Annotated in this window: 1 protein-coding gene; it reads right to left on the reverse strand. The window is 74.7% G+C overall.

Annotated features, from left to right (window positions below):
* Positions 1-556: 556 nt before the first annotated feature.
* Positions 557-847 (reverse strand): HNH endonuclease, encoded by a 291-nt coding sequence (locus FOE67_RS26920; protein ID WP_323385593.1) that lies wholly within the window; start codon positions 845-847, stop codon positions 557-559.
* Between the last annotated feature and the right edge of the window lie 136 nt (positions 848-983).

Below are 983 nucleotides of genomic sequence, written 5' to 3' on the forward strand. Positions count from 1 at the left end.
CCGGTGGGCTGCTCGGGGGCCCCCTCCCCCCGGGGGTCCGGAGGGTCCCCCTGCCTCCCGGTGCTCCCGGCCGGGGCCGGTGGGCGGCTGTCCGGACGGCGCTGGAGCGGCACGCGGAGCGGTGTCACGACGGGGAGCGGCATGGTTGCGGCGGCGTCTGGCGGGAGTGGGTGAGGTGGGGTGTCCTGCGGGCCCCCGGCTCGTCGAGGAGCCCCGCCCGTCGGAGCGGCAGCGGGCAGAACGGGCGGCGGAGAGCTGGAGCGAGGCGGGCGGGGAGAGGGCTCGGGAGGGTATCCACCGGGCCTCGGAGGAACCCCGCCCCCGGCAGGAAGGGGGCCCTCGGTGAAGGGGCCCCCTTCCTGCCGGGCGCCCCCGCTGTCGGGTATCCCCACGCTTCGGCTCCGGGGGTGCGCAGAGTTCGTCGTTCTGGGGCGGTGAGGGGTGCTCATGTATGAAGGGGGCTCACGACATGAGGGGGGGGCGTTGGTGTGGGGCCCCGTGCATGGGAGACCCCCTGGTTGTGTCGGTGGGGGGCCTTGTCGAACCGGCCCCCCTTTCACCACCGGCGGGAGGTGGGTTGCGGCGGTGCGGTGACCCGGTTCCCGGCCGCGGAGTTGCACCGGCGGTGTGCCTCTGCGTGGTTGGCCGGGTCGAGCGCGTCGCCTCCCCGGGACAGAGGCACCTTGTGGTCCAGAGTCCACGCCATCGGGTGGTTGGGGGGCAGGTCCAGGTCGATCCCGCCTCCGCACCGCCAGCAGACGTTTGCGCCCTCCCTGCGGAGTCGGGCCTTGGCTCGGGCGAGTGGACGACCGGAGCGACCGCGGCGCCAGTTCAGGTCCCGGGACACGTGGCCTCATCCTCCTCGGGTCAGGTGTGCAGGAGTTGGCACAGCAGCGCTCCCCATCCGATGGACGCCAGGACCAGGAGCACCAGGAGAAGCGGGCGTTCATGCCTGGGGCGGGGCCCGGCGGTCGGGGGCGGCT

The sequence above is a fragment of the Streptomyces calidiresistens genome, assembly GCF_014141525.1.
Lineage (GTDB): Bacteria > Actinomycetota > Actinomycetes > Streptomycetales > Streptomycetaceae > Streptomyces > Streptomyces calidiresistens.